Origin of the sequence: Labrys wisconsinensis (assembly GCF_030814995.1) — a bacterium.
GTDB classification, from domain to species: Bacteria; Pseudomonadota; Alphaproteobacteria; order Rhizobiales; family Labraceae; genus Labrys; species Labrys wisconsinensis.
The window spans coordinates 1-23144 of record NZ_JAUSVX010000018.1 but is presented as its reverse complement, the minus strand read 5'-3'; the positions used below and the strand labels follow the sequence as shown (position 1 = coordinate 23144).

Sequence of the window (23144 nt, the reverse complement as noted above, 5' to 3'; positions counted from 1 at the left end):
CCCCGGAAGCCTCCATGTATGACCTTGTCTGCATCGGCGGTGGCCTCTCCTGCAGCTTCACCCTCGTCTCCCTGCTCGAGCGGCTCGGCGCGCAGGGGACGGGGGAGCGGGACGGCGCGCTCCGGCGTGTGGCGATGCTGGATCGGGATGGCGACTTCGGCGTCGGCCTGCCCTATGGGCGCTTTGCCCATCCCAGGGTTCTCCTGAACGAGACCGTCCAGACCATGGATGTCCATGGATTTGGAGGCTGGGTGGCCGATCAGCGGGCGCGGTGGCTCGGCATGCTCCAGGACGATCCCGACGGGGGCGTCGTGGCATGGCTCGCGGCGAACGACAGGGCTCTGTCGCGGGCGCGCGAGGATCCGGCCGCGTACCGTCCGCTCCATCTGCCACGACGCATCTTCGGCCTCTTCGTCCGGGAGCGCCTGCACGCGAGCATCGACGATGCCCGACGGCACGCCTCAGCTGACGTCGACCTCCTGACCGGAGAAGCCGTGCTGCTCACCCGGGACGGCAGCGGCGCATTCCGCCTGGGCCTGCGCGACGGACGGGTGATCCACGCCGGCCGCGTCCTGCTCGGCGTGGGCAGCCTGCCGTCGAGCCTCGCCCCGCACCTGGCTGGCCTTCCCGGATTTGTCGCCAATGTCTGCCGCGACGGCCCGAGCCTCGAGACAGTGGCTGCGGATGCACGGCTGGAGCAGGCCGCGTCGAAGCGGGCGGTGATCGTCGGGGGCAACGCTGCGGCCATGGAGGCCGTCTACACGCTCCGGCACATGTCCGGCCTGTCGGCGGCGCTCGACGAGATCGTGGTGATCTCGCCGAGCGGCTTTCTCCCCGACGGCGAGCCGTCGCCTCACGAGACGGCATTCGTTGCACAGCGTCTCCGGCAGCTCGGCTCCGATGCGGCCGAACTCACGGCGGACCATCTCATGGCGGTCGTGACGGCGGACGTCGAGGCAGCCCGGCGTGCCGGATACGCCTCCCTGGACTATGCTGCTCCGATCGTCGAGGCCTTCGGCCGTGTCTTCGCCGGGCTGACGGTGCGCGAGAAGCGCTTGTTCGTCGAGCGCTACGGCAAGGCGTTCACGCGGTTGCGGCGTCATACGCCTCCCGAATATGCCGCCGCGGCGAAGGGGCTGATGGCCCGGGGAAAGCTGCGCATCATGCGCGGCCGGGCGACGTCCGTGGCGTGCTCCCCGACCTCCAGGCCGGGCTTCACGGTGATGATCCGTCAAGAGGCCGAGACGTTGTCCCTCGACGCCGCGGTCGTGGTCGACTGCTCCGGCTCGGAGCCGCTCACCCGGCCGTCGCACCCCTTGCTGCGCAACCTGCTCGGGCAGGACGATCTCGCGCGCGTCAATGCGGCAGGGGCCGGGATCGAAGTGACGAGCGCTCTGGAGGCATCGCCCGGCCTCTTCGTGATGGGGCCCCTGCTTGCCGGCCACTCCAGCGACGCCGCACAGATCTGGCGCCTGGAAAGCGCACCGAGAATTTGCAGCCTGGCGCAACGTTTGGCGACGGAGCTTGCAACGCACATCACCTGACCTGCCTCCGAAGAAGGCAGGTGAGGCTTTGCAAGGCTGACGGCCCGGCGGCGGCGCTGCTGTCCTGCCCGCCGTGCGCATTTGCCGGGCGCCTGGTACGGATATTGCTATCGTTAAAGCATTTGGAAGGCGAACTGCTCGCAACTTTTCTGCAGTGGGGCTGGATGATCACCGACGATGCCGTAGAGGCAGGGGACGTCTGCGATGCGTGCGACGGCATCGCCGGACCGGGAGTCGTCGGTGCCGACGACCATGGCCGCTGCGTGAGCGGCCCGTCCATCCGCCATGGCCGGGGCACATGCCGGCCGCGGCGGCGCCCTCCTTTGCCTGGGCCTCGGGGGGGTGCACCGTGAGGATGATCGAGCGCGTGGCGAGGGCGCTGGCCGTGCAGAACGTGGAGCCGAGGCCGTGGGAGGCGTGCATCGAGGATGCCCGTGTCGCCATCGCGGCGATGCGCGAACCGACGCCGTACATGGTCGCCTGCGCGGCGGTTGCGGCGATTCCCGCCGCAGACCCCGAGGACAGGCGTCTGGCCCTTCAGGCCGCACGCATCGCCGTCGAGCTCGCCGACATACCCGGCGGGATGCCGGTCGAGGGCGTCGCCGACGCCATCGCGACCATGTGGCCGGCCATGCGGGCCCTGGTCGATGCGGCCCTCGCCGACCTGCCCGATCAGCAGGGGAACTGCATTCCTTCCGACCTCGGGACGCGCGGGAAGCCGCACATGTGAACGCCGTCGCGTTCCGACCGGCCCCGGCCGAATCCGCCGGGGCGTCCACCTGCGACCCCGCGTCGACCTCGATCACAGGGGATCGACGACGGTCCCGCCGCTCACAAGCGGGCGGCTTCCTCGCTCTCCTCAACGTCCCTGCACAGCCGCTCGATCGCATCGGCGGCAGCCAGGTCGAGCGCGACGGCCACGGCATCATAGACCAGGAAGTTGCCGTCGACCGCGTTGGCATAGCTTTCGGCACGGCGGCGCAATTGCCGCACAAGCTCGCCATATTTCCCGTTCATTCCAGCCCCCTTTCACCTGCAGCCCCTTCAGGACGATAGCAAGGAAGCATCCGCCGTGCCAACCGATCCCCGGTGGCGCTCGCAAGCCTTGTCGCGCCGCGAGAGCCGCGGCGGCCGACGGGTTGCCGGCACGGCTCGCGCCATGCGGATGCCGCATCGGCTTTGCCGTGCTATCAAAGGGGGGCGGATACGGCAGGGACGATGGTGACGATGCTCAAGGCCATGATGTGCGCCCTCGGGTTGTTCCTCGTGAGTGCCTGCACGGTGATCACGCCCGAACAGATCCGCGCCAATGACGAGACGCGATGCACCTCCTACGGCTTCCGCCGCGGCACCGACGCCTTCGCCAGATGCCTGCAGCAGATCGACATGGCACGCCGGGCCGAGGTCCGGTCTGCGCTCGACGATCCCTGGTTCTACGGGCCCGGTCCCTATTACGGCCCGCGCGGCCCCTGGTGGTGAGGCGCGTCCGCGGACCAGCGTGCCCCGCACGAGAGAGGCACCGATGCACAGCCATTCCATCGCGTCGCGGACCCACGGTCACGTCTTCCTCGGCGAGGGGCACGAGCGCCGGACCTGGGCCGTGGTGATCCTCACCGCCGCGGCCATCGTCTCCGATCATCCGCGCGAGCCCGACGCCTACAAGGAGCGCCTCGTCGGCATCGAGGGCCTGTCTCATGTCACGGTCGAGGTGCATCGCGGCCACGGGGCGACGGCGGCGGCCTGACCGGTTGTTTCCGTGGGAACGCTGGCGGCGGTGGACCGATCTTTTCGATTGCCGCGGCGAAACGGGCGTGGGAATTTCCCGCGCCGCGACGTCCCGTCGCGCATAGCCAAGTCGGAGACCGAGATGCGAACGGCGACCAGACGAGCCCTGATCCTGTCCCTGATGCTGGCGGCCTCGCCCGCAGGGGCGCAGACGATCTCCGAAGACGGGGCCAAGGAGCTGGCCGCTGCCTTCGCCACCTATGTCGGCCAGCCGGCCATCGACCAGAAGATCGTCAGCGTGGCGCCGGGGACCGACGCCTACACCGTCACCATCGACCTGCCCAAGATCGTCGCCGGCATGACGCCCGCCGACGGCAAGGTCGACGTCTCGGTCCAGCCCTTCGCCTTCGAGGCCACGCCCAAGGACGACGGCACCTGGACGGTCACCGCCGACAGCTTCCCGGCCTTCAAGCTGGTCCAGCACAAGGAAGGCGGCGAGGAGACCGTCGAGATCGCCGCCGAGAACTATCATTTCGAGGGCACGTTCGACGCCAAGCTCGCGGCCTTCACCAGCGGCGAGGGCAAGGTCGACAAGGTCACCTTCGCCTCCCATTCGCCCGAGGGCGATGCCCAGGGCGAGCAGGGCGCGACCACGATGACGCTGCAGGGCGCCAGCGCCGCCGATGGCGCCGTCACCGCCAAGATCCATCAGGTCAGCGCCGGCTTCGCCGAGACCGTCACGATCAAGTCGGGCGAGGCGCCGGTGACGGTGACCATAAAGACGGGCGAGGTCGCCCTCGACATGGACATCGACAGCGCCCGGCAGAAGAGCCTGCTGGAGATCCTCGCCTTCTTCGCCGCCAATCCGGGCAAGGACAAGGCCGCCGCCGCCCAGGCGGACCTGAAGGCGCGCCTGCTCGCCGCCCTGCCGCTGTGGAACGGCATCGGCGGCACCATCAGCTTCAAGGACGTGGCGGTGGAGACGCCGATGGGCGCGTTCAAGGCCGCGGCCTTCACCGAGACCCTGGGCCTTTCCGGCGCCAGCAAGGACGCCTATTACGATCTCGGCATCAAGGTGGACGGCCTGCAGCTGCCGGAGGGCCTCGTCCCGGCCTGGGCCAAGCCGGCCCTGCCGTCGGCGCTCGACGTCTCGATGCGCCTCTCCGGTCCCGACCTCGAGGCGGTGTCGCGTCTGGCCGTCGACAAGCTCGACGTCGGCGGCAAGGAGCCCTGGCCCAAGGACGTGCAGGACCAGCTCGCCGGCTACTTCGTCAACGGCCCGCTGAAGCTGACCCTGAAGCCCGGCGGCGTCACCGCTCCGTCCCTGACCCTGGCGCTCGAAGGCGGCGCGACCATCCTGCCGCAGCCGCCCGAGGTCAGCGCCACCGTCACCGCCGACGGCCTCGACAAGACGATGGCCGACCTGCAGACCTCGACCGATCAGGATCCCAACAAGCAGCAGGCGCTGATGATGCTGGGCATGGCCAAGGCCCTGGCCAAGCCGGGCGACGGCGGCAAGGCGCTCTGGAAGATCGAGATGGCCAAGGACGGCTCGGTCAGCGTCAACGGTCAGCAGCTCCAGCCGCCGACCCAGCAGCAGCAGCAATAGGACGGCGCTTCAGGCGGCGGGTGCCCTGCCCGCTGCCTGAAGCATCGCGGCCACGGCCGCGAGCCGGTCGGGGTCGAGACGGCCGGAGCGGCGCAGCGCCGCGCCGGCGTCGATGCCCCAGGGCCGCACGGCCGCCACGGCCGCGGCGATGGCGGCAGGGTCGGCGAAGCCGGCCAGGAACAGCGGGGACGCCGCGGCGATGCGGCGCGCGGCCGCCCAGTCGCGCCCGGCGTCGGTGCCGGCATCGAGCAGCAGCGCTTCGGCCAGGCCGCCATAGGTGTGGGCGGCCCCCTCCGGCTCCGCCATCGGCAGGCGCTGGATGAAGCGGCGGCCGCGCAGGATGCGGCGCATGCCGGGATAGTCCTCCGGATCGATGGGATGCTCGACCTGGACCGTGCCCGCACCGCTGAGGTCGGCCTGCGCTGCCACGGCGCCGGCGGTCCAGGCGGCCACGGGCAGGATCACGGCGACGGGCGGCGGCACGGCCGCGGCGATGCGCGCCCGCGCCGTGTCCGCGGGGCCGGCAAGGCCTGGCGCGAGCGCCACCGCGTCGGCACCGGCGGCGATGGCGAGGCGGGCCTCCTCGATCGAGGCGATGCCGCTGACAGTCAGGCGGATGCGATCCATGGGGTCTTGCCGCGACAGGGTGCGACGGTGCCCCCGGCCGGGCGGGGCGTCAATCCACCTCTTCGCCGGGATAGGCGCCCCACAGCCGGTTCTGCTCGATCCAGCCGTCGAAGCCCTCGCCCCGGATGTGGCACCATTCTCCGTCGCAGGTCTTGATCGAGCCGAGCACGCCGGGCTGCAGCCGCGCCACCGTCGGGCTGGCGGCGTCGGCGTGCCGGTGCAGCGTCAGCGACGGCTCCTTGGACCAGGGCGAGACGAGGGCGGTGCGCCGGCCGGAGACCAGGTTCTGCAGCACCCAGCCTTCCGCGCCCTCCGAATCGCGGATGCGGCGCCAGTTCTCGAACTCGGCGGTGACCTCGATCGGCAGGCCGGCGCGCTGGAAGATGAAGGCGACGCTCTGGTCGCGGGTCGGTCCCTGGCGCACGTTCACCCGGTCGGTCTTGAGGCTGACGAAGCGCGGGATCGGCAGGCCGGTCACCGGACCGAGCGCCGGCTTCGGCGCCTGGGGCGGCGCGATCGAGCCGGTCACGTCGGCGAGCCGCTTGTCGGCGCCCTTGTCCTGGCCCTTGCCGGCGAGCATGCGCCCGATCATGTCGATGCCGCGGGGCTGCGTCGCGACGGGTGCCGGCGCGGCCACGGTCGCGGGTCCCGCCGGGAGCTCCGTGGCCCCGTGCCGCCAGCGCTGGTGGATGGTGATGCCGGCCACGAGGATGGCCGCGCCGACCATGCCGCCCAATCCCAGGCGGGCCAGGAGACTCAAACGCGGCACGCGACGCGACATGGCACTTTCCTTGACCGCTGCCAGCCGGCCCGCAGACGCGATCCGGCGCAGCCCTTTGGCAGTCACGCCGGCTCTGCTAGACAGGGAGCGGCGCGAGGCGATATCCGGCTAATCTCCGCCAACGGGGTGAACGTGGTCTTAAAGTCCGCGGGGGTACAGGGATGACGGTCAGGAAAAAGCCGCTCGTGGTGGTGACGCGACGCCTGCCCGACACCATCGAGACGCGCATGCGCGAGCTCTTCAACGCCAGGCTCAACCTCACCGACGAGAAGATGTCGCGCGAGGCGCTCGCGGAGGCGGTGAAGACCGCCGACGTGCTGGTGCCCACCGTCACCGATCGTATCGATCGGGAGCTGATCGAGGCGGCCGGCGACAGTCTCAAGCTGATCGCCAATTTCGGCAACGGCGTCGACAATATCGACGTCGAGGCGGCGACCGCCCGCAAGATCACCGTCACCAACACGCCCGGCGTGCTGACGGAGGATACCGCCGACATGACCATGGGGCTGATCCTGGCCGTGGCGCGCCGCGTCCCCGAGGGGGCGCGGGTCATCCCGGAGGGCAACAACGCCTGGCCGGGCTGGTCGCCGACCTGGATGCTGGGCCGCCGTATCTGGGGCAAGCGTCTGGGCATCATCGGCATGGGCCGCATCGGCCAGGCCGTGGCCCGGCGCGCCAAAGCCTTCGGCCTGCAGGTGCACTATCACAATCGCCGCCATGTCGACCCGGCGATCGAGGCGGAGCTGGAGGCGACCTACTGGGATTCGCTCGACCAGATGCTGGCGCGCATGGACATCATCTCGGTCAATTGTCCGCACACGCCCGCCACCTATCACCTGCTCTCGGCGCGCCGGCTGAAGCTGATCCGCAAGGATGCGGTGATCGTCAACACGGCGCGCGGCGAGGTGATCGACGAGACGGCGCTGGCCAAGATGCTCGATGCCGGCGAGATCGCCGGCGCCGGCCTCGACGTGTTCGAGCACGAGCCGGCGGTCAATCCGCGCCTGGTCAAGCTCGCCAAGAACAACCGCGTGGTGCTGCTGCCGCACATGGGCTCGGCCACCATCGAGGGCCGCATCGACATGGGCGAGAAGGTGGTCGTCAACATCCGCGCCTTCATGGACGGCCATCGGCCGCCGGACCGGGTGCTGCCCAGCATGCTGTGAGCGCCGCCCGCCTCCGGCGGCCGGGCGCATGGTGACCTTCCGGAGCTCAGGCGCCCAGCGACATGTGGCCCACGCCGTAGACCTGCACGTCCCGGCCGCCCTCCGGCTTGTCGCGCCAGAGTCGGAAGCGCACGCGCGTCCAGGTCGTCGGCTCGAAGCCGGCGACCGCGGCGAGCGCGCCGCCGCTCTCGACGTCGGCAGCGGCTGCCGCGCTCTCGCTGCGCCGGATGGCACCGAGCGGGGCGTGGGGCTCGGTCGCCAGGATCTCGCGCGTGGCGAAGGCGGCCTCGGCGAGGTGCCCCGACAGGCTCGCCTGCCAGGCGATCCAGGTTCGCACCGTCGGCCAGCCGAAGGACCGGGTCAGGCCGACGAAGCCCTCGCCGGTGAGGAAGTCGCTGAGGCCCTCGTCCTTCTCCCAGAGATAGAAGGGAGCATAGAGGTTCTCGCGGCTGCCGGCGTCTCCGGCCCTGGCGCTGAGATAGGCCTTGAAGGCGAGGCCCGGAAAGCCGTCGAGCATCGGCCCCTTCTCGACGATGCGCCGTTCGACGATCGCCATGTCGTAGTCGGCGGGCAGGGTGAAGCTGTACTGCATCGCAATCATGACGGGTCTCTCTCGGCGACCGGCTCCATCCAGTGCACGGCGGTGCCGCCCTGCACGGCCTGGATGCTGACATAGGAGAAGGGGCTTTCCGGCGCCGCGCCATGCCAGTGGCGCTCGTCGGCGGCGAACCAGACGCAGTCGCCGGCGCGGATCTCCGCCACCGCGCCGCCGTCACGCTGGGCGAGGCCGACGCCGGAAAGCACGATCAGGATCTGTCCACGCGGATGGCTGTGCCAATGGGTGACGACGCCCGGATCCAGCGTCGCCCGCATGGCGGTGTTCTCGCCCTCGACGGCGCTCTCCAGCAGCATCTCCACCCAGAACGGGCCGGAGGCGATGCCGTCGGGCGCGCGGCGGACGCCCGCACCGGCCCGGCGGATGATCATCCCCGCGCGATCGGCTCTGCCGATCGTCCCCGCGCGATCGACCTTGTCGATCGTCGCAGCGCGGTCCGCTTTGCCGGTCATCGCGGCCGGGCAAGCGACGACACCCCCGCTCATGGCTGCGCCTCGATCATCTGGGCCCCGCCATTGGCGAAGGACCATTCGTCGCGGCTGGTGGTGGTGATGATCACCATCACGTCCTCGGGGCGGATGCCGGGCGATTGCGCCAGCAGCGCCACCAGGCGCTTGTAGAAGGCCTGCTTCACCTCGGTCGAGCGCGGCCGGCCGGCGGTGACGGCGAACAGCACGAAATCGTCGGAACGCGGACCGCCGAGATAGTGGCGGTCGAACACGAGCTCGCCCGGCTCGTGCTGGTGGAAGGCCTGGAACCGGTCGGCGGCCGGCACGTCGAAGTCGTCGACCAGGGCCTGATGCAGGCTGTTGGAAATCGCCTCGAGATAGGCGGGGCTCTTGCCCCGCAGCAGGGAGATGCGGGTGAACGGCATGGAGACGGCTCCTTCTGCGGCCCCGCGACAGTGGCGGCGCCCTTGACGGCCAATCTATGGCACGGCATCTTCGTCCCGAAAATCAGGAAGTTTTTAACAATATATCCTGAAAATCAGGACGATACGATGCCACGGGTCACTTTCGATCTCGACGTCCTGCGCAGCTTCGTCACCGGCATGGAGCTCGGCAGCTTCGCCAAGGCGGCGGACCGGCTCGGCCGCTCGACCTCGGCGGTGAGCGCCCAGCTCAAGAAGCTGGAGGAGCAGGCGGGGACGGCGGTGTTCCGCAAGGCCGGGCGCGGCCTGGCGCTGACCGAGGCGGGCGAGACCATGCTCGCCTATGCCCGACGCCTGCTCGATCTCAACGACGAGGCGGCCGCCGCGCTCCGCGGCATCGAGTTGGAAGGCTGGGTGCGCCTCGGCCTGCAGGAGGATTTCGGCGAGAGCCTGCTGCCGGCCGTACTCGGCCGTTTCGCCCGCGCCCATCCGCGGGTGCGTATCGAGGCGCGCGTGGTGCGCAATGCCGAGCTGGTCGAACGGGTGACGGCGGGCCGGCTCGATCTCGCCCTCGCCTGGAGCACCGGCCTGCCGACCCCGCATTGCGAGCCGGTGCTCGATCTGCCGATGCGCTGGATCGGGCCGGCGGAGGGCAGCGGGCCGCTGCCCGCGGGCGCCGAGGCGCTGCCGCTGGCCGCCCTGGAGGCGCCGTGCCAGCTCAGGGCCGCCGCCACGGCGGCGTTGGACCGCGCCGGCATCGCCTGGCGCCTCGCCTTCGTCAGCCCGAGCCTGGCCGGGCTCTGGGCTGCGGCCGCCGCCGGGCTCGGCATCACCGTCCGCACGCCCGTCGGCCTGCCTGCGAGCGTGCGGGCCTTGACGCCGGGGGAGGGCGGCCTGCCGCCGCTGCCGAGGCTCGGCCTCGTCCTGCACCGTGCCGAGGCCGAGCCGGGGCCGGCCGCCACCCGCCTCGCCGAGATCCTGCTGCAGGCGGTGCGCGGCGCGGCTCCGGCCGCCGCCCCGCGCGGCGCGGAGGCCGCATGATTCAGCCTTTGCTCAGGAATGCGCGGTTTAGTGTGCGAGCCCTCGAGGTCCGCTGCGCCACCTCATGACCGTCCTCGCCTGGTTTTCCGAGCTCCTGTCGAAGGCGGCGCTGCGCCCCCAGCGAGCCGAGATGCTCGCCTTTCATCGCGAGCTGCAGGGCCTCAGCGGGCGGGATCTCGGCTTCTTCATCGCTCTGGTCGCCGACATCCGCAACCGGCTGGCCCCGCGCTGGGACCTGCTGGATCCCGCCGCGGCGCTGCGCCGGGAGCCGCAGCTCTGCGCCGTCCTGCAGCGGCAGATCGCCGCGCTGACGCGGCAGGGGCGAACGGGGGAGGCGGCTAGGCTGGCGCTGTGGCTGCACACGCTGCGGGCCGTCGCCGCGCCCGAGCTGCGGGCTCCGGCGCGGGCGATCTGGCACGAGCTCGAGCGCGGGCTGCCCTATGCCCGCGCCGCGGCCACCCATCTGCGCGTCGCCGCATCGGTCGAAGGGCGCGGCCCGGGGCCGCTCGTCGACGATCTCGCCGCCTTTCCCCGTGGGTTCGAGCCCGCCCCGCTCAGGGTCACAGCAACCCGTGCTCCTGCGCCAGCGCCTTGAGCGAGGCTTCCGGCCGCGCCCCGACATGCTGGATCACCTCCGCCGCGGCGAGGGCGCCGAGCCGCAGCGAGCGCTCGTGCGGCAGGCCCGAGGCGAGACCGAACAGGAAGCCCGAGGCGAAGAGGTCGCCGGCGCCCGTCGTGTCGACCAGCCGGCCGATCGGGAAGGCCGGCACCGCGGTCTCCACGCCGCTCTCGATGGCGACAGCCCCCCGCTCCGAGCGGGTGACGACCGCCAGCCGCACGTCCTCGCGCACCAGGCGCAGGGCGGTGTCGATGTCGGCGGTCTCGTAGAGCGAGCGCAGCTCCTGCTCGTTGGCGAAGATGGTGTCGACCGCGCCCGAGCGCATCAGGTGCAGGAACTCGGCCCGGAACCGGTCGACGCAGAAGGAATCCGACAGGGTGATCGCCACCCGCCGCCCGGCCGCGTGGGCGATGCCGGCCGCCTTGAGGAAGGCGTCCTTGGCGTCCTGCGGATCCCACAGATAGCCTTCCATGTAGGTGATGGCGGCCGCCCGCACCACCTCCTCCTCGATGTCGGCCGGGCCGAGCCGATGGGTGGCGCCGAGATAGGTGTTCATCGTCCGCTCGCCGTCGGGCGTGATGAAGATGAAGCTGCGCGCCGTGGCCGGGCCGTGCTCGAGCGGCACCGTTTGGTAGTGCACGCCCTGCGCCCTGAGGTCCCGGGTGAAGATGCGGCCGGTCTCGTCGGCCTTGACCTTGCCGAAATAGGCGCCGCGCCCGCCGAGCGAGGCGACGCCGACCACGGTGTTGGCCGCCGAGCCGCCGGAGATCTCGACGCTCTGGCCCATGGCGGCGTAGAGATGCTCGGCGCGTTCCTCGCTCGTGAGGATCATCGCGCCCTTGGCCAGCCCCTCGCGGACCAGAAAATCGTCCTCGGTGCGGGCGAACACGTCGACGATGGCATTGCCGATGGCGAGGACGTCGAAACGGATATCGGTCATGAAGCTCTCGAGCGTTGCGAGGTTGGACGACGGCACCGGCGGCGATGCCGGATCGGCGGTCCGCGCCCGGGAGGCCGGCGCAGGAATCCGCTGTATCCAGGTATCGCTGCCACCCCCCGTTTCGCCATAGCATAGAAACCGCATGTCCTTCGCGCGCAATGCCGCCAATCTCGGCCTCGCCACCCTCGCCTCGCGCGTGCTCGGCTTCGTGCGGGACGTCATGGTCGCGGCGGCGCTCGGCGCCGGTCCGGCGGCCGACGCCTTCGTCGTCGCCTTCCGCATCCCCGGCCTGCTGCGCCGCCTCTTTGCCGAGGGCGCCTTCAACACCGCCTTCGTGCCGCTGCACGGCGAGGCGGCGGCGCGCGGCGAGGGCAGGCTCTTCGCCGAGGAGGTCTTCGCCGCCGTCGCCGCCGGCTTCCTCCTGGTGACCGCGCTGGCGCTCCTCGCCATGCCGCTCCTGGTGGCGTTGGTCGCGCCCGGCTTTGCCCGCGACGGCGGCTCGGTCGAGCTCGCCGTCGCCCTGTCGCGCATCACCTTCCCCTATTGCCTCGCCACGGCGCTGATGGTGGTCGCCTCGGCCGTGCTCAACGTCCATGGCCGCTTCACCGCCTCGGCCTATGCGCCGGCGCTGATCAACGTCGTCACCATCGCGGCGCTGCTGGCCGCGCCGCATCTGGGCTGGACCGGGCAGGAGGCCGCCGCGCGGGTCCTGGCCTGGGCCGTGCTGATCGGGGGCCTCGCCCAATGCGGCCTCGTGCTCATGGCGCTGCGCCGGGCCGGGCTTGGCCTCACCCTGCGCCGCCCGCGGCTGACGCCGGCCGTGCGGCGCTTCCTGGTCCTCGCCCTGCCGGGCGTCGCCGCCGCCGGCATCACCCAGGTCAACGCCTTCGTCGGCCTGGTCGTGGCCTCGCCCGAGCCCGGCGCGGTCGCCTGGCTCTATTATGCCGACCGTGTCTATCAGCTGCCGCTCGGCATCGTGGCGGTGGCGATCGGCGTCGCGCTGCTGCCGGACATCGTCCGTCACAGCGCCGCCGGCGACGCCGCGGGCGAGCGCCATGCCCTCAGCCGGGCGGCCGAGTTCGCCGCCGTCCTCAGCCTGCCGGCGGCGCTGGCGCTGATGGTGGCGGCGACGCCGATCGTCGCCGTGCTGTTCGAGCGCGGCGCCTTCGGCCCCGGCGACAGCGCCGCCACGGCCGCCGCTCTCGCCGGCTTCGCGGCGGGGCTGCCCGCCTTCGTCGCCGCCCGGCTCCTGCAGCCGCTGTTCTTCGCCCGCACGCGCATGCGCCTGCCCTTCCTGGTGGCCCTTGCGGGGGTCGCGGCGGATATCGGCCTGTCGGTGGCGCTGTTTCCCAGCCTGCACCAGGTCGGCATCGCCGCTGCGGCCGCCGCCTCGGGCTGGCTCAATGCCGCTCTCCTGGCCTGGGCCGCCTGGCGTCGGGGCTGGCTCAGGCTCGATGCCGCCGCCTGCCGCCGGCTGCCGCGCATTCTCGCCGCCGGCCTCGTCATGGCGGTGGCCCTCGCCGGCCTGGTGCCCGTGCTCGAGCCGTGGACCGGCACCGGCGTGCCCGCCTGGCTGCGGCTGGCCGCCCTCGCGGCCCTGTGCGGCGGCGGCCTTGCGGTCTTCCTCGGCGCCTGTCTCGTCCTCGGCGGCCTCGACCGGGCCGGCCTCAGCGCCGCCCTGGCCTCCCGCTCCGCATCCGCGGCAGAAAACACGGTCTCTTAGACATCCGGTAATCATTCCCCCTTACCCCTGGAGACGCGGAGGTGCGTCTTGCCGGGGGCGGGAGCGTCCTCGGCCAGGCGATGCGCGATCGGGCGGCGCGTCGACGCGGGCGTCGGCGAGGCGTTGCATGGGTGTGATCAGGACTTTCCGGCGCTGGCATGCACGGCTCTCCGTGCGCTACACGCTGTTTCTCGCCGCGCTGATCCTCGCCTTCGCCGTCGAATTCGTCTGCTACAACATCGTGCAGTCGAACCTGGCGATCCGCCAGGAGCTCGAGCGCCACGCCGTCTATCTCGGCCGCTTCGGCGCCGACCTGGCGGCGCAGGATCTGGCGGATGGGCGCCTGCCCGAGCTGGCGGCGACGATGCGCAATTTCGTCTCCCGCTCCGATATCGTCTATGCCCGGCTGCTCGACCGCGACCGCCGCGTCGTCACGGACGGAGCCGCCGCGGTCACCCCATCCGCGGCCCCGCGGGACGATCTCCTCGACGCAGCCTTGCGGGACCGCGCGACCCGGATCAGCGACGACGGCAGCGTCCTCGACGTCGCCGAGCCGGTCGAGCTCGACGGCAGGATCGTCGGCGGCCTGCGCTTCGGCGTGACGTTGGCGCCGATGCACGCGGCCGTGGAAGAGATGATCCGGCATAACCTGATCGTCGTCGCCCTGTTCCTGCTGCTGGTCCTGCCGGTGACGGCGCTGGCCGCCCATCGCGCCACCATGCCGATCCGGCGGCTCACCGAATCGACGCGCCGCATCGCCGCTGGCGATCTCTCCACCACGATCGAGATCACCGGCGAGGACGAGATCGCCGAGCTCAGCCGCTCCGTCTCCTCCATGGTGGAGAGCCTGTCGGAATCCGCCGCCGCCATCCGCTCGCTCACCTTCGTCGACCAGCTCACCGGCCTGCCCAACCGTGAGCGGCTGGAGCAGCGTGTCACCGCGGCGGTCGGCGGGCTGAGGGAGGCGGGTGACCGCGTGGCGCTGGCGGTGGTCGATCTCGACCGTTTCAAGCGCGTCAACGACGCGCTCGGGCCCGACCATGGCGACCTCGTGCTGCGCGAGGTGGCCGACCGCCTCGCCATCCTGCTGGAGGAATGGCGCGAGGATGCGATGCGCAAGTCCGGCGCGACCTACGAGACCGCGCTGGCGCGCCTGTCCGCCGACGAGTTCGGCGTGATGGTCGCCGGCCCGCTCGGCGAGCACGGCCTCGAGCCGGTGCTGCGCCGGATCCTGCGTGCCTTCGAGGCCGATTTCGATCTCGACGGCCATGCGCTGGAGCTGAAGGCCAGCGTCGGCGTCGCCCTGGCGCCGACGGATGCCGGCGACTTCAAGACCCTGACCCAGAATGCCGGTGTCGCTCTGGATGCGGCCAAGCTCACCGGCGGTGCCGCCTATCGCTTCTTCTCGCCGGATCTCGACGAGCGGGCCTATCGCCACCTCGTGCTCGAATCCGATCTGCGGCAGGCAACGGCGCGCGGCGAGCTGGAAGTCTATTTCCAGCCGCAGGTCGCCTGCTCCGACGGGCGCGGCATCGGCGCCGAGGCGCTGATCCGCTGGAACCATCCGACACGCGGCGTGGTGACGCCGGCCGAGTTCATCCCGCTGGCCGAGGAATCCGGCCTGATCGTCGATATCGGCACCTTCGTGCTGAGACGGGTCTGCGCCCAGGCCGCGCTCTGGGCCAGCCGCGGCCTCAACCCGCGCCTTTCCGTCAACGTCTCCCGCGCCCAGTTCCAGCGCGAGGATTTTCCGGCCCTGGTGCTGCAGATCCTGGCCGACAGCGGCGCGGCGCCGTCACAGCTGGAGCTGGAGATCACCGAATCCATCGCCATGTCGGATCCCGCCAGCGTCGCCGGCCAGATGGCGCCGCTCAGGGCGGCGGGCGTGCGCTTCGCCATGGACGATTTCGGCACCGGTTATTCCAGCCTGTCCGTCCTGACGCGCCTGCCCTTCGACGTCCTGAAGATCGACCGCTCCTTCGTCAGCGGCATCGACGGCGACACGCCGGAATGTCGCGTGCTGGTGCGCACCGTGCTCGCCATGGCGCGCGGCCTCGGGCTCGAGGTGGTGGCCGAGGGGGTGGAGACCAAGATCGAGCACAGCTTCCTGCGCGACCACCAATGCGCCAGCGCCCAGGGCTTCCTGTTCGCCGCGCCCATGCCGGCGACGCGGTTCGAGACCTGGTTCATCGCCCATCGCCGCCGCGATGCTCGCCTGCTGCAGGCGCGGCTGCGCACGGCACTGCTCGAATTGCCCGAGGCGATGCGGGTCTGACACGCCGGGCGCACATGCAGCCGGCCGGCATCCGTCAGCGACAGCCCGGGATCGGAGGAGAGGAGCGGCGCCTATTTCTTGCGCAGGCGCACGATCACGTCGACGCGGCTGATCTCGTAGCCCTCCGGCACTGCCGGCATGGCCGCCATGGTGAGGTCGCCGGGGATGTCGAGCACCTGGTTGTCGCCTTCGACGAAGTAATGATGGTGCTCGTCGACATTGGTGTCGAAATAGGTCTTGGAGCCGTCGACCGCGAACTCGCGCAGCAGCCCGACCTCGGTGAACTGGTGCAGGGTGTTGTAGACGGTGGCCAGCGACACCGGCACGCGGGCGCGGGTGGCCTCGTCGTGCAGGATTTCGGCGGTGATGTGCCGGTCGCCCTTCTGGAACAGCAGCCAGCCGAGCGCCAAGCGCTGGCGGGTCGGCCGCAGGCCGACATCACGCAGCATCGAGCGCACATCGTGGAACGGGCACCCCGTCCGCTGCGTGTCGCCGCGCGGGGCTTCGGGGGCGTGGTCGAAACGGATCGTCGCCGGCATGGGCATCATGAAAACCGATAAAGCATCTGACGGACTTTAAAGGATGAAGTGGCCTCGACGCAACCCGCCGTCAAGGCGCAGCGACGAAGCGCTGCACCGCCCGGCCGGCGAGACCATGCGCAGCGCCTCGCCCCGCTTTCACTTGCCGAGCTTCTCCAGCTCGGCCTTGAGCTCGGGGAGAGCCTGATAGAGGTCGGCGACGAGGCCGTAGTCGGCGACCTGGAAGATCGGCGCCTCCTCGTCCTTGTTGATGGCGACGATGACCTTCGAATCCTTCATGCCGGCCAGGTGCTGGATGGCGCCGGAAATGCCGACGGCGATGTAGAGGTCCGGGGCGACGACCTTGCCGGTCTGGCCGACCTGCCAGTCGTTCGGGGCGTAGCCCGCATCCACCGCGGCGCGCGAGGCGCCCATCGCCGCGCCGAGCTTGTCGGCCACCGGCTCGATATAGGTGGTGAAGTTCTCGCGGTTCTGCATCGCCCGGCCGCCGGAGATGATGATCTTGGCCGAGGCCAGCTCCGGCCGCTCGGACTTGGCCAGCGCCTCGCCCTTGAAGCTGGACAGGCCCGGATCGGCCGCGGCCGCCGCCGCCTCGATCGGGGCCGAGCCGCCCTCGCCCGTGGCGGCGAAGGAGGCGGTGCGCACGGTGATCACCTTCCTGGCGTCGCTGGAGCGCACGGTCTGCACCGCGTTGCCGGCATAGATCGGCCGCTCGAACGTGTCGGGCGCGACGACGGCGATGATGTCGGAGATCTGCATGACGTCGAGCAGCGCCGCCACGCGCGGCAGCACGTTCTTCCAGGCCGCGGTCGAGGGGGCGAGGATCGCGTCGTAATTGCCGGCGAGGGAGACGATCAGGGCGGCCGTCGGCTCGGCCAGGCGATGGGCGGTGGCCGCATCGTCCGATGTCAGCACCTTGGCGACGCCCTCCAGCCGGGCGGCGGCTTCGGCCGCCTTGGCGGCGCCTGCGCCGACGACGAGCACATGCACGTCGCTGCCGATCGCCCGGGCCGCGGTCAGCGCCTTGGCGGTCACGTCCTTGAGGGTGCCGTTGTCCTGTTCGGCGACGAGAAGCGTGGTCATGTCGGTCTTCCCTTTCCCTGCCTCAGATCACGCCGGCTTCGGTCTTGAGCTTCTCGACCAGCTCGGCCACCGAGCCGACCTTCTTGCCGGCCTGGCGCGCCGGCGGCTCCACCGTCTTCAGAACCGTCAGGCGCGGCGCCGCGTCGACGCCGAGCGCCTCCGGCGAGGTCTCGTCGATCGGCTTCTTCTTCGCCTTCATGATGTTGGGCAGCGAGGCATAGCGCGGCTCGTTGAGGCGAAGGTCCGTCGTCACGATCGCCGGCAGCGTCAGCGACACCGTCTGCAGGCCGCCGTCGACCTCGCGGGTCACGTCGAGGGCGCCGTCCAGCACCTCGACCTTGCTGGCGAAGGTGCCCTGCGGCCAGCCCAGCAGCGCCGCCAGCATCTGGCCGGTGGCGTTCATGTCGTCGTCGATCGCCTGCTTGCCCAGGATCACCAGCCCGGGCGCTTCCTTCTCCACCACCGCCTTGAGGATCTTGGCCACCGCCAGCGGCTCCACCGTGGCGTCGGTCTTGACCAGGATGCCGCGGTCGGCCCCCATCGCCAGGCCCGTGCGCAGCGTCTCGGCCGCCTGCGCCGGCCCGATCGACACCACCACAACCTCGCTCGCCTTGCCCGCCTCGCGCAGGCGCAGCGCCTCCTCGACCCCGATCTCGTCGAACGGGTTCATCGACATCTTCACGTTGGCGAGGTCAACCCCGGAGCCATCAGCCTTCACCCGGATCTTCACGTTGTAGTCGACCACCCGCTTCACGGGCACCAGGACTTTCATGGACTTCCTCCAGGGCGACAGGCCATGTCGGGTGAAAAACAGCTGGGCGACCGGATAGGGGGCTTGCGGATCGTCTGCTAGCGGCGAACCGACACGCCGCGTCGCGATCGCACTGTCCGGCGTCCGATGGCGGCGGGGACCCTAGTGTTCCCCCATCGATTTTTCAACCGGTCCGGCGCCGAAACCGGCCCTCGGCCGGCCTCACGGGGGCGGCTCGCCGTCCGACGGCGGGGCCTCCATGATCAGCGCCTCGCCGCGGTCGAAGAGCGGGGCGTCGGCGCGCTTGAGCAGGAGCGTCAGCACGGCGCCGGAGACGAGGCCGCCGAGATGGGCATACCAGGCGGTCTCGTCGTCGGGCCCGGCGAAATAGGCGTTGGCCGCCTGGAACAGCACCCAAACGCCGATCGCCCACATCGCCCGCATCTTCAAGGGAATGCGGAACAGCACCAGCACCCAGATCTTCACCCTCGGATGCAGCAGGGCATAGGCGGCGACGACGCCCGACACCGCGCCCGAGGCGCCGATCAGCGGGCTGGTCGAATGCGGCTGCATATAGGCATGGGCCAGGGCCGCCAGCGCGGCGCAGGCGATGTAGAACACGAAGTAGCGGACATGCCCGAGATCGTCCTCGACATTGTCGCCGAACACCCACAGGAACAGCATGTTGCCGGCCAGGTGCATCCAGGACCCGTGCAGGAAGGACGAGGTCACCGGCGTCAGCCATTGCGGGATCACCACATATTCGGCCGGCAGGTCCATCTGGTGGAACAGCACCACCGGGATCATGCCGAAGGAGATCGAGGTGGCGTCGGCGAGCTTGACGCCGAGCACGTGGCCGGACTGGAAGATCGCATAGACGAAGACATTGACCGCGATCAGCGCCCAGTTGACGTAGGCGTGCGAGATACGGCGGACCGGATTGTCGTCGTAGAGCGGAATGAGCATCGCAGCGCACAATGTACCCGGCGCGCCCGGGCGGCAAGCGGCGCCGCGGGCCGCGTGCGCTTCCCCGGCCGGCGTGGCATTCCTGTCGCTTAACCCAGCGTTAGGGTTAATGTCCTAACCTGTGCCGAAGTGTCGCAAACGTTTGGGAATCGATGGGATGGTGGCCGAAGTCGACCATACGCAGAGCCTCGTCGGCAGCATCGCCGACAAGATCGACGGCTTCTTCTACCGCTGCCTCAACGACAAGGACTTCACCATGCTGCACCTGTCGTCGGGCTTCACCCCGACGCTGGGCTATGACGCGGACTGGTTCATCTCGACCCGGCAGTCCTTCACCGCCATCACCCATCCCGACGACCAGGCGAAGGTCGACAAGGCGGTGACCGAGGCGCTTGCCACGGGGCAGCGCTGGCGCATCCATTACCGGCTGAAGGCCAGGAGCGGAGAATGGCGGCCGATCTTCGAGACCGGCGGCGCCTACCACGATCCCGCCACCGGCGAGACCGCCTATCTCGACGGCGTCATCCTCGACGTGAAGAGCCAGGCCGATATCGGCGGCCGGGCCCAGGCGGCGCGCGAGATCGCCAGCGCCACCGGCGAGATCATGAAGACGCTGAAGACGCTGCGCCTGCTCGCGCTCAACGCCCGGCTGGAGGCGGTGCGCGCCGGCGAGCACGGGCTCGGCTTCACCGTGGTCGCCCGCGAGATGGTCGACCTCGCCGCCCAGAGCGACGTCAACGCCCGCGTCATCGAACGCCTGATCAGCAAGCTCGACGACGACGGGGCGATGGCGGCCTGAGCCGCCTCAGACGATCGAGGCGATTTCCTCGAAGGCGAAGCGCGGGCTGCGCGGGTAGAGCTTGGACGCGTCGCCATAGCCGATATTGACCAGGATGTTCGACTTCACCTGGCCGCCCGGGAAGAACTCGGCGTCGACCTTGGCGGCGTCGAAGCCCCCCATCGGACCGGCGTCGAGGCCGACGGCACGGAGTGCCAGGATGAAATAGGCGGCCTGCAGCGTGCCGTTGCGATAGGCGCTGTCGTCGGCAAAGGCCTCGTTGCCGGCGAACCAGGACCGCGCGTCGGCATGCGGGAACAGTCTCGGCAGATGCTCGTAGAACTTGCGGTCATAGGCCAGGATCGCCGTCACCGGCGCCGCCATGGTCTTGTCGACATTGCCGGGGGCGAGGGTGGGCTTCAGCCGCTGCTTGGCTTCGGGGCTGCGGACGAAGACGATGCGCAGCGGCGAGGAATTCGCCGCGGTCGGCCCGAGCTTGGCAAGGTCGACGGCCTCGGCGAGCAGCGCGTCGGGCACCGCGACGTCGAGCCAGCCATTATGGGTGCGGGCTTCGCGGAAGAGCTGGTCGAGGGCCCGAGACTCCAGCTTGTCGTCGAGCTTGCCGGCGTCGGCGGTCGCGTTGCGGACGGCAATGGTCATGGCGGATCTCCATATGGGATGTCGCCCATGATGTGCGGTGCAACATTCATCATTGCAATTGGACAAATAATGATATGAACTATCGGGCGAGATGATAGATGCTCTGACACTCACCCAGCTCAAGGTGCTGGTCGCCGTGGTCGAGACCGGCAGCTTCTCCGGCGCGGCGCGCCGGCTCGGCCGCGTCCAGTCCGCCATCAGCCAGACGGTGCAGACCCTGGAGGAGACGCTCAGCCTTGTCCTGTTCGACCGGTCGGGCAAGACGCCTGTGGTCACCGAAGCCGGCCTGGCCATGGTCGAGGAGGCGCGCCAGGTGCTGCGCCGCGCCGCCGCCCTGCGCCACCGGGCCGAGGCCATCGCCGACGGGGTGGAGCCGGAGCTGACCCTGGCGGTCGACGCGGTCTTTCCCAGCGAGGTGCTGACCGCGAGCCTCAAGGCGCTGCAGCAGACCTTCCCCGGCCTGCCGGTGGCCCTGTTCACCGAGGGCCTCGGCGCGCCGGAGCAGCGCCTGCGCGACGGCATGGTGCGGCTGGCGATCTACACCATCCTCGCCACCGGCGCCGAGGACCTCGAAGCCGACCTGCTCACCCACATCGCCATGGTGCCCGTGGTCGCCGCCGGCCATCCCCTGGCGCAGGAGCCCGGGCCGGTCGGCCGCGCCGCGCTGGAGCGCCACACGCAGCTCATCCTCACCGACCGCTCGTCGCTGACGCCGAACCTGCGCGGCCACATCTACTCCCCGCGGGTCTGGCGCTTCGCCGACCTCACCACCCGGCTCGACTTCCTCCTGGCCGGCTTCGGCTGGTGCCACATGCCGATCCACCTGGTCGAGGAGCATATCGACGCCGGCCGGCTGCGCCCCCTCGTCATCCCCGAGAGCGAAGGCTTCGTGCTGGCCCTGCACGCGGTGCGCCGCGGCGACGACCGGCTCGGCCGCGCCGGACGCTGGCTGATCGCCGACCTGCGCGCCCGCCTCGCCGTGTGGCGGCCGTGCAAGCGCGCCGCTCCCGGCGCATCGCTGGCCGGCCTGCTCCGGCCGTCGGAGCCGGCCCGGCCGATCGCGGCTTTAACGAGCGCTCAACCATAAACCGCCCCTTAACCGCGGCTGCCTAGTCTCGGGCCAGGTTTGGTGGCGTGGCGTTGGGTTGGCGCCGGGCCCCCTGTTTCGAGGCTCGGTGATGCGGACCACCAGACGCGGCTTCTCCCGGAGCTATTCCCTGCCAGACGAGGTGCGCGGCATGCTGGCGCGCCGCCTCACCGAGCTCGGCGGCATGGCGCTGCTGGCGCTGGCGGGCCTCACCGCCATCGCCCTCTCCACCTGGTCGGTCCAGGATCCCAGCCTCAACCACGCCACCGCCGGGCCGGTGCGCAACTGGCTCGGCGCGCCGGGCGCGGCGGTCGCCGACATCATGATGCAGCTCTTCGGCCTCGGCGCCGTCGCGGTGCTGCTGCCGCTCGCCTTCTGGGGCTGGCGCCTGCTCGCCCACAAGCTGGTCGATTCGGAGAAGCTGCGGCTCTCGACCTGGATCCTCGGCTCGGCCCTCGCCGCGGGCTTTGCCGCCGGCTTCCCCGTGACGCAGCGCTGGCCGCTGCCGACCGGCCTTGGCGGCGTCGTCGGCGACTGGGTCTTCGGCGTTCCCGCCATCCTGTTCTTCACCCGCGGCGCCGGGTTCGGCCAGAGCCTGCTCACCCTGGCGCTCGGCGCCGGCATGATGGCGGCGCTGGTCGTCGCCTCGGGCTTCTTCTGCCACCGGCCGCGGCCGGAGCAGCGAGCGCCGCAGATGCCGATCCGCATGCGTGGCGAGCCGCGCCTGCCGGCCTATGAGGAGGACGACGAGGAGGAACGGCGCGCCGTCTCCCTCGGTGCGCTCATGCACTGGGTGCTCACCCTCAAGCACGCCCTGACCCGCCGCCGCCCGCGCCGCGAGCGCGCCGGGGCGCGCGAGGACGGCCGGCGCATCGGCATCGGCGACGTGCTGGCCCGCATCGAGCCGTCCGACTACCTGGTCGACGCGCCGCCGGGCCGGCGCGAGCCGACGCTGGCGCCCCGCACCACGCCGCGCCCGGATGCGCGCCGTCCCAACCAGGCCGTCGCCCTCGACGAACCGGATTTCGACCTGCCGCCCGACATGGACGAGCCGGATGCGCCGCCCTTCGCCGCCGAGCCGACGCGCCGGCCGGCGTCGCCGGCCGCGCCCGCCCGCCGGCTGATGAGCGCCGCCGAGGCGGCCGAGCGCGAGACGCCCGCCCCGGCGACGAGCCGCGTCTCGATGCCCGCCGCTCCGCCCAAGCCCGGCCGCCGGGCCGAGCTGGAGCGCCAGCCCGACCTGCTCGGCCACGACCGCTGGGAGTTTCCGCCGATCTCGCTGCTGGCCGAGCCGCGCAAGCAGGTCGGCGCGGTGGTCTCGACGGAGGCGTTGGAGCAGAATGCACGGCTCTTGGAGAGCGTGCTGGAGGATTTCGGCATCCGCGGCGAGATCATCCATGTGCGGCCCGGCCCGGTGGTGACGCTGTACGAGCTGGAGCCGGCGCCGGGGATCAAGTCCTCGCGGGTGATCGGCCTCGCCGACGACATCGCCCGTTCGATGTCGGCTCTCTCGGCCCGCGTCGCCGTGGTGCCCGGGCGCAACGTCATCGGCATCGAGTTGCCCAATGCCAAGCGCGAGATGGTGTATTTCCGCGAGCTGATCGCCTCCCAGGATTTCGAGAAGTCGAAGTTCAAGCTCGCCCTGGCTCTGGGCAAGACCATCGGCGGCGAGCCGGTGATCGCCCAATTGGAGAAGATGCCGCACCTGCTCGTGGCCGGCACCACCGGCTCGGGCAAGTCGGT

The 23144-nt window shown here is 70.8% G+C and carries 25 protein-coding genes; 13 read left to right on the top strand and 12 right to left on the bottom strand.

Features of this window, described 5'->3' with window-relative positions:
- Nucleotides 1–14 precede the first annotated feature (14 nt).
- Entirely contained in the window at nt 15–1544 is a 1530-nt protein-coding gene (locus QO011_RS33720; protein WP_307282353.1) for an FAD/NAD(P)-binding protein, read from the top strand.
- 355 nt (nt 1545–1899) lie between these two features.
- Entirely contained in the window at nt 1900–2274 is a 375-nt protein-coding gene (locus QO011_RS33715) for a hypothetical protein (RefSeq protein WP_307282352.1), read from the top strand.
- A gap of 101 nt (nt 2275–2375) precedes the next feature.
- On the opposite strand, the gene QO011_RS33710 is transcribed toward QO011_RS33715, so the two are convergent.
- Complete coding sequence (locus QO011_RS33710; protein WP_307282350.1) at nt 2376–2561, bottom strand: hypothetical protein; 186 nt, start codon at nt 2559–2561, stop codon at nt 2376–2378.
- A gap of 201 nt (nt 2562–2762) precedes the next feature.
- On the opposite strand from QO011_RS33710, the gene QO011_RS33705 reads away from it, so the two are divergent.
- The 3 genes from QO011_RS33705 (at nt 2763) to QO011_RS33695 (ending at nt 4878) form a co-directional block, all read left to right on the top strand.
- Nucleotides 2763–3023, top strand: a complete 261-nt coding sequence (locus QO011_RS33705) for a hypothetical protein (protein WP_370882051.1) — start codon at nt 2763–2765, stop codon at nt 3021–3023.
- A gap of 43 nt (nt 3024–3066) precedes the next feature.
- Complete coding sequence (locus tag QO011_RS33700) at nt 3067–3288, top strand: hypothetical protein (protein ID WP_307282349.1); 222 nt, start codon at nt 3067–3069, stop codon at nt 3286–3288.
- Nucleotides 3289–3411: 123 nt separating this feature from the next.
- Complete coding sequence (locus QO011_RS33695) at nt 3412–4878, top strand: hypothetical protein (RefSeq protein WP_307282347.1); 1467 nt, start codon at nt 3412–3414, stop codon at nt 4876–4878.
- A gap of 9 nt (nt 4879–4887) precedes the next feature.
- Here QO011_RS33695 and QO011_RS33690 read toward each other — a convergent pair whose 3' ends face one another.
- A complete protein-coding gene (locus QO011_RS33690) occupies nt 4888–5505 on the bottom strand; it encodes a hypothetical protein (RefSeq protein ID WP_307282346.1) in 618 nt (205 codons plus the stop codon).
- A gap of 49 nt (nt 5506–5554) precedes the next feature.
- Nucleotides 5555–6286, bottom strand: a complete 732-nt coding sequence (locus tag QO011_RS33685; RefSeq protein ID WP_307282345.1) for an SH3 domain-containing protein — start codon at nt 6284–6286, stop codon at nt 5555–5557.
- Between the two features lie 161 nt (nt 6287–6447).
- On the opposite strand from QO011_RS33685, the gene QO011_RS33680 reads away from it, so the two are divergent.
- Nucleotides 6448–7452, top strand: a complete 1005-nt coding sequence (locus QO011_RS33680; protein ID WP_307282343.1) for a 2-hydroxyacid dehydrogenase — start codon at nt 6448–6450, stop codon at nt 7450–7452.
- A 46-nt stretch (nt 7453–7498) separates the two neighbouring features.
- Here the strand turns inward: QO011_RS33680 and QO011_RS33675 are convergent, their stop codons facing one another.
- From QO011_RS33675 to QO011_RS33665, 3 genes are all read right to left on the bottom strand, one after another.
- Nucleotides 7499–8053 carry a DUF4865 family protein gene (locus QO011_RS33675; protein ID WP_307282341.1) on the bottom strand — a complete coding sequence of 185 codons (555 nt, stop codon included), beginning with the start codon at nt 8051–8053 and terminating at the stop codon, nt 7499–7501.
- The gene (locus QO011_RS33670; RefSeq protein WP_307282606.1) at nt 8050–8439 is read right to left on the bottom strand and encodes a cupin domain-containing protein; all 390 of its coding nucleotides are present in this window, start codon (nt 8437–8439) and stop codon (nt 8050–8052) included. Before QO011_RS33670 ends, QO011_RS33675 begins: the two co-directional genes overlap by 4 nt.
- A gap of 110 nt (nt 8440–8549) precedes the next feature.
- Nucleotides 8550–8942 (bottom strand): tautomerase family protein, encoded by a 393-nt coding sequence (locus tag QO011_RS33665; protein WP_307282339.1) that lies wholly within the window; start codon nt 8940–8942, stop codon nt 8550–8552.
- Between the two features lie 126 nt (nt 8943–9068).
- Here QO011_RS33665 and QO011_RS33660 point away from each other — a divergent pair, with 126 nt between their 5' ends.
- Together QO011_RS33660 and QO011_RS33655 are read left to right on the top strand one after the other, a co-directional pair.
- Nucleotides 9069–9980: a LysR substrate-binding domain-containing protein gene (locus tag QO011_RS33660; protein WP_307282337.1), complete on the top strand. Its 912-nt coding sequence runs from the start codon at nt 9069–9071 to the stop codon at nt 9978–9980.
- A 64-nt stretch (nt 9981–10044) separates the two neighbouring features.
- Nucleotides 10045–10575, top strand: a complete 531-nt coding sequence (locus tag QO011_RS33655; protein WP_307282335.1) for a hypothetical protein — start codon at nt 10045–10047, stop codon at nt 10573–10575.
- Here the strand turns inward: QO011_RS33655 and QO011_RS33650 are convergent.
- On the bottom strand, nt 10541–11539 hold the full coding sequence (locus QO011_RS33650; protein ID WP_307282333.1) for an adenosine kinase: 999 nt from the start codon (nt 11537–11539) through the stop codon (nt 10541–10543). The genes QO011_RS33655 and QO011_RS33650 overlap by 35 nt on opposite strands.
- Before the next feature lie 142 nt (nt 11540–11681).
- Here QO011_RS33650 and murJ point away from each other — a divergent pair, with 142 nt between their 5' ends.
- Entirely contained in the window at nt 11682–13262 is a 1581-nt protein-coding gene (murJ, locus tag QO011_RS33645) for a murein biosynthesis integral membrane protein MurJ (protein WP_307282331.1), read from the top strand.
- Between the two features lie 127 nt (nt 13263–13389).
- Nucleotides 13390–15537, top strand: a complete 2148-nt coding sequence (locus tag QO011_RS33640) for a putative bifunctional diguanylate cyclase/phosphodiesterase (protein WP_307282329.1) — start codon at nt 13390–13392, stop codon at nt 15535–15537.
- Nucleotides 15538–15608: 71 nt separating this feature from the next.
- Here QO011_RS33640 and irrA read toward each other — a convergent pair whose 3' ends face one another.
- From irrA to QO011_RS33620, 4 genes are all read right to left on the bottom strand, one after another.
- Nucleotides 15609–16076, bottom strand: a complete 468-nt coding sequence (gene irrA / locus QO011_RS33635; protein ID WP_307282327.1) for an iron response transcriptional regulator IrrA — start codon at nt 16074–16076, stop codon at nt 15609–15611.
- A 138-nt stretch (nt 16077–16214) separates the two neighbouring features.
- Nucleotides 16215–17159: an electron transfer flavoprotein subunit alpha/FixB family protein gene (locus tag QO011_RS33630; RefSeq protein ID WP_307282326.1), complete on the bottom strand. Its 945-nt coding sequence runs from the start codon at nt 17157–17159 to the stop codon at nt 16215–16217.
- A 22-nt stretch (nt 17160–17181) separates the two neighbouring features.
- Entirely contained in the window at nt 17182–17931 is a 750-nt protein-coding gene (locus QO011_RS33625) for an electron transfer flavoprotein subunit beta/FixA family protein (RefSeq protein ID WP_307282324.1), read from the bottom strand.
- A gap of 201 nt (nt 17932–18132) precedes the next feature.
- Nucleotides 18133–18876 (bottom strand): rhomboid family intramembrane serine protease, encoded by a 744-nt coding sequence (locus QO011_RS33620; RefSeq protein ID WP_307282322.1) that lies wholly within the window; start codon nt 18874–18876, stop codon nt 18133–18135.
- Between the two features lie 157 nt (nt 18877–19033).
- Here QO011_RS33620 and QO011_RS33615 point away from each other — a divergent pair, with 157 nt between their 5' ends.
- The gene (locus tag QO011_RS33615) at nt 19034–19675 is read left to right on the top strand and encodes a methyl-accepting chemotaxis protein (RefSeq protein ID WP_307282320.1); all 642 of its coding nucleotides are present in this window, start codon (nt 19034–19036) and stop codon (nt 19673–19675) included.
- 6 nt (nt 19676–19681) lie between these two features.
- On the opposite strand, the gene QO011_RS33610 is transcribed toward QO011_RS33615, so the two are convergent.
- Complete coding sequence (locus QO011_RS33610) at nt 19682–20314, bottom strand: malonic semialdehyde reductase (protein ID WP_307282319.1); 633 nt, start codon at nt 20312–20314, stop codon at nt 19682–19684.
- A gap of 91 nt (nt 20315–20405) precedes the next feature.
- Between QO011_RS33610 and QO011_RS33605 the strand changes: the two genes are divergently transcribed.
- Both QO011_RS33605 and QO011_RS33600 read left to right on the top strand, forming a co-directional pair.
- A complete protein-coding gene (locus tag QO011_RS33605; RefSeq protein ID WP_307282318.1) occupies nt 20406–21401 on the top strand; it encodes a LysR family transcriptional regulator in 996 nt (331 codons plus the stop codon).
- Nucleotides 21402–21492: 91 nt separating this feature from the next.
- The coding region (locus QO011_RS33600) for a DNA translocase FtsK 4TM domain-containing protein (RefSeq protein ID WP_307282317.1) at nt 21493–23144 on the top strand (1652 nt) is incomplete at its 3' end.